This is a genomic window from Streptomyces sp. SID5910, from assembly GCF_009862125.1.
Classification (GTDB): domain Bacteria; phylum Actinomycetota; class Actinomycetes; order Streptomycetales; family Streptomycetaceae; genus Streptomyces.
Genome location: NZ_WWHX01000214.1, coordinates 1 through 4,553, shown reverse-complemented (window position 1 = coordinate 4,553; position 4,553 = coordinate 1). Strand labels below are relative to the sequence as shown.

Below are 4,553 nucleotides of genomic sequence, written 5' to 3'. Positions count from 1 at the left end.
GAGAGTCGGGCCGCATGACTGCTCCGTCGCCGCACCGCCGTACGCCCCGCGTCGAGCTGTACGAGCGCATCGTCGCGGCGATCCACGACGGAACCTTCCCGCCGGGCTCCGACCTCCCGTCCGAGCCCCAGCTGGCCGCCCGCCTCGGCGTCAGCCGCCCCGCGCTGCGCGAGGTGCTGATCCTGCTCCAGGAAGACGGGGTGATCACGCGGCGGCACGGCGTCGGAAGCCGCGTCAACCAGCATCTGCCGCCGCGCGGCCTCGAACGCGTCCTGCCCGTCGAATCGCTGCTCGGCGGCACGCCGGTCACCGCGCGCCGCCTCTCCGCGCGGCTCGACGAGGCGACCGACTTCTCCGCGCACCACCTGCGCCTGGCCGGCACCGGCCGGACGTGGTTCTGGGAGACCCTGCTCTACGCGGACGGCTCCCCAGCCTGCTTCGCACACGAGTGGGCGGCGGAGGAGCACACGCTCACCGGACTCGTCCCGGAGTACGCCGCCGCGCTCGCGACGGCGGCGGAGGCCAGGCCCTCGGCGAGCATGCTCGCCGTCCTCCTGGACACGACCGCCGGCCAGCGGCTCACCGGCCGGACCAGCATCGGAGCCACGGTCCTCGGCACGGAGCGGGGTACGGCGATGGACCGGCCGCCGGAGTCCCCCGCCGTACTGCTCACCCAGGTCGTCTCGGCGGGCAACCGACCGGTGATGGCAGCGAAGTACCTACTGCCGGCGGGGACGCCGCCGGTTCAGGTGATGCAGCGACGCTGACCTGCGCCGACTCGCGGAGTCGTCGTGGACTGCGGTTCCCCGTCCATGGTCATGACGCTCGGCGGCATCACTGCCGCCTGCATGGTCCTGGCGGCATGGGCTCACTTCGCACGACGTCTGACCTGGCCTGACGCCGGCCAGGGCCGGGGCGACGACCCACAGGCCCCTCCGTCGCTGCTCCCCTCGCTCACAGGTCACAATGGAAGGGCTTCCAAACCGCAGCGAGGGAAGGCCCGCGTCCATGACTGAGGAACTGCCGCGTCGGCACGCCACGCTCGACGAGGTGGCCGCGCTGGCCGGCGTTTCGCGATCGGTGGCCTCTCGGGTGATCAACGACGCCCCCCATGTCAGCCGGGCCAAGCGGGAGGCGGTCGAGCGGGCGATCAGGAAGCTCGGATACGTCCCCAACCCGAAGGCGCGCGCACTGGCCACGCGTCAGGCGGGTGCGGCCGCCCTGGTCATCTCACGGGTTGATCCGGAGGTTCTGGCCGATCCGTTCTTCGCTCAGGTCATCGTGGGAGTGTCCAGCGCCCTGGAGGAAGCCGACCTGCACATGATGCTGTGCCTGGCCGCCACCCCGCGCGGGCGCGAGCGGGTGGAACAGCTCGTGCGTTCCCGCGCTGTCGACGGGGTCATGCTGATGGCACTGCACGAGGGCGACCCCTTGGCCCGGCTCGCCGAGGAGACACAGCTGCCGGTCGTCTTCGGTGGGCGGCCGAAGGACTTCGAACCGCGCTGGTACGTCGACATCGACAACGTCGCAGGGGCCCGGGACGCCACCGATCATCTGCTCGCGCAGGGGCGGACGAAGGTGGTCACGATCTGCGGCCCGCTGGACACCGAGGTGGGAGCCTCGCGCCATCGCGGCTACCGGGAAGCCATGCTGCTCGCCGGCCTGACACCCCGCCCGGCAGAGCAGGGAGACTTCTCCGACGCGGCTGGAGCAGCCGCCATGGCGCGTCTGCTGGAGGCGCACCCGGACCTGGACGGAGTGTTCGCCGCCAATGACAACATGGCGGCGGGCGCGTTGCGCACGCTGCGAGGAGCAGGGCGCTCGGTGCCTGAGGACGTAGCCGTGGTGGGGTTCGACGACCTCGCCGTCGCGCAGGTCGCCGAGCCCGCACTCACCACGGTCCATCAGCCCATACGGGATCTCGGCCGCGAGATGGTCCGGATGCTCGTCGGGCTCATCGCGGGCCGCGACCCCAGCCCGCTGATCCTGCCCACCCATCTGGTGAAGCGCGCCAGTACCTGACCGCACCCGACCGTCTCACGCCGGACGGTCGGGCCGTCCGCGCTCCTATCGGCCGGTGTTGAACGTGAGCGCGGGCTTCGCGTTCTTCGCCAGGGTGTGCGCGAACTCCGGCCACCAGGCGCCGGCCGGCGGATCCTCGATCCCGTACTCCGGGTCGATGGGGCCTGCCGTGCCTCGATGGCAGGTGCCGTCCGACTCGCCGATGGTCTTCACGTACAGGTAGGCGTCGGCCAGCGGCCGGCCGGTGTCGGTGGTGGGCCGGGCGCCGATGCCGCGCCCGGGGGCGTTGCACCAGTGTTCGGGGTCGGTGTACTTGCCCGCCGGGGGTATCCAGGCGCCGAGGCCGTTGCGGCTGTTGTCCAGGACGTAGTGCGACAGGTCCTCGACCGGTGGCCGGCCCACGGTCTGGTCGAACCAGGCGTCGACCCACTTCCAGGTGGCCGGGTCGTAGAAGTCCACCGAGTTTCCGGGCTGCCCGTCGTTGGGGGCCGCCGGCGAGTAGTACTGGCTGGCGCAGGTGTCCGTCTTGCCGCGCGCCTCCGCCGGGCCCTCGGTGGCGTACCAGACGCACTTCGACACCCAGGTGGCGTAGCGGTTGAGCTGGTCGGTGGGCTGGTAGTTGGAGACGTTCAGGGCGAAGCCCTGGGTCTTGGCCAGGTCGGCCTTGATCAGGCGTCCGGCCAGCTCGCCCACCGGCTGCCAGTTGCTGCTGCCGCCGTCGAGGTACACGGACGTCCTGGGCTTGGACCTCATGATGTCCACCGCGGTCCGGATGTTGGCGTACCGCTCCTCGGTGCGGCTGCCGTCCGCGTCGCCCTCGGGGCAGTCCTTGGGCAGCAGAGCCAGCCCGTCGGGCTCGACGATGACCACGGCGCGTCCGGTGCCGACGCCGTCGGCCACGCCCTGAACCCAGGCCCTGTACTCCTCGGGGCTGTCCGCGCCACCGGCCGAGTAGAAGCTGCAGTCGCGGCCGGTGACGTTGTAGAGGACGAAGACGGGCACGGTGTGGCTGATCTTGGCCGCCAGCATCGTCTTCTGCACGACCTTCTTGATCTCGGCTGGGGTGCCGTAGTCGAGCCAGATCGCCTGCGGCCAGGTGGCCAACTTGGCCATTCGCAGGGCGTCTTCGACCTTGCCGGCCTTGAAGTCGGCGGCCGCCTGCTGTGCGGCGCCGGCCTCGGGGTCGACGTAGAAGCGCGTGTTCCTGGGCAGCGTGTGGTCAGCCGCCGGGGCGCTGGGTGCGGCGACAGCCGCTCCGCCGCTCAGACCGCCGGAGGCGAGGGCCGCGCAGGCGACTGGGACGAGCAACCGTCTCACTCTGCTCATGGGGTGGGGTCTCCTTCGTGTCGGCAGCGCGCAGCGCGGGCGTTGGACTTGGGCGGGCACTGGTACTGGCACTGGAAGCGCTTCCAGTCGCTGCCAACCTCCGCACTGCCGGGCGCCCTCATGTTGGGGGGCGTGTTGCAGGCATGTCAATACTCCGCAGTGACGGCACAGCTGCGTGAACGGCAGGTTTCCGTTTTGCTTCACCGCGTCTCTTGTCGGTCAGGTAGTGCGCTGCTACTTTTTGGGAGCGGTTCCAGTGATACCGCTCAGGCGCAGCAGATCATCGTGGCCCGATCGGTGCACTCCCCAGCTCGACAGGCGTCCTCCCCGCACGCCTGTGCTGTCAGCGGACGCCGAGCCTGTCCCCCACCTGGCCTTTACGGCACAGGCTTCGGCCCACGGACACGCATGCCGCATTCACTCCCCAAGGAGGCCGAAATGCCATCCCCCACGACACGTCGTCGGTTCCGCAGCCACCGCTGGCTGCTCCCCCTCACCGCTGCCCTCGCGCTGACCTTCACCCCGATGACCAGCCCCTCCGCGAACGCTGCCGTCGGCGGCAGCTTCGTCGACAACTTCGACGCCTTCGACACGGGCCGCTGGCACAAGGCCGACGGCTGGTCCAACGGAGGCATGTTCAATGTCGGTTGGCGTGCCGACCACGTCTGGTTCAACGGTGGCGTGATGGGCCAGAACCTCGACACCGCGTCCTGCCCCAGCGGTTGCTCGGGCAAGCCCTACGCCTCCGGCGAGTACCGGTCCAACGACCTGTACTCCTACGGCCGCTTCGAGGCCCGGCTCCAGGCGGTCAAGCGCTCAGGCACCGTGACCGGGTTCTTCACCTACACCGGAGCGAGCGACGGCCAGCCCTGGGACGAGATCGACGTCGAGATCCTCGGCAAGAACACCACCCAGATGCAGACCAACTACTTCACCAATGGTGTGGGCGGACACGAGACCGTCATCAACCTCGGGTTCGACGCCTCCACCGGCTACCACGACTACGCGATCGAGTGGTGGAACCAGGGCACCATCAACTGGTTCGTGGACGGCAAGCTCGTCCACCAGGAGAACGGCTCGCGCGGTGCGCTCCCCACCCACCCGATGCGCATCATGGCCAACCTGTGGCCGGGCACCGGGGTCGACGGCTGGCTCGGCCCCTTCAGCTACCCCGGCACTCCGCTGACGGCCCGCTACGACTGGGT

General features: G+C 70.2%; 4 protein-coding genes. 3 read left to right on the top strand and 1 reads right to left on the bottom strand.

Translation table 11 applies throughout. The features are described from left to right. Both GTW67_RS07540 and GTW67_RS07530 read left to right on the top strand, forming a co-directional pair. A partial coding sequence (locus GTW67_RS07540) for a GntR family transcriptional regulator (protein WP_524539757.1) occupies nt 1-767 on the top strand: 767 nt, incomplete at its 5' end. A 241-nt stretch (nt 768-1,008) separates the two neighbouring features. Further along, entirely contained in the window at nt 1,009-2,022 is a 1,014-nt protein-coding gene (locus GTW67_RS07530) for a LacI family DNA-binding transcriptional regulator (protein WP_161164025.1), read from the top strand. Nucleotides 2,023-2,067: 45 nt separating this feature from the next. Here GTW67_RS07530 and GTW67_RS07525 read toward each other — a convergent pair whose 3' ends face one another. After that, entirely contained in the window at nt 2,068-3,348 is a 1,281-nt protein-coding gene (locus tag GTW67_RS07525; protein ID WP_237518725.1) for a glycoside hydrolase family 6 protein, read from the bottom strand. Between the two features lie 438 nt (nt 3,349-3,786). Here GTW67_RS07525 and bglS point away from each other — a divergent pair. Beyond that, a partial coding sequence (gene bglS, locus GTW67_RS07520; RefSeq protein ID WP_161164024.1) for a beta-glucanase occupies nt 3,787-4,553 on the top strand: 767 nt, incomplete at its 3' end.